The following is a 250-nucleotide window of genomic DNA, read 5'->3' as shown; positions in this document are numbered from 1 at the left end:
AGTAAGGAATTACTTCATTTGCCTAACAGGCCTACAGCCGTTTTTGCCTGTACAGATTTAATTGCTATATGCCTTATGAATGAAGCAAGAAAACAAGGACTTTCAATTCCGGAAGATTTATCAATAATCGGATTTGATAATACAATTTATGCTGAGATTGCAGATCCGGGGTTAACAACAATTGAACAGCCAATTAAACAAATGGCAGCCTGTACGTTTGAACAACTGCTAAAAACGATGGAAATGAAGG

At 36.8% G+C, this 250-nt stretch carries 1 protein-coding gene; it reads left to right on the top strand.

The genetic code is table 11. The annotated features are described in order from the left end of the window. A partial coding sequence (locus SB775_RS32150) for a substrate-binding domain-containing protein (RefSeq protein ID WP_410865344.1) occupies positions 1 to 250 on the top strand: 250 nt, incomplete at both ends.

The organism is Peribacillus sp. SIMBA_075 (genome assembly GCF_046534585.1).
This window is presented reverse-complemented; position numbering and strand designations above follow the sequence as displayed.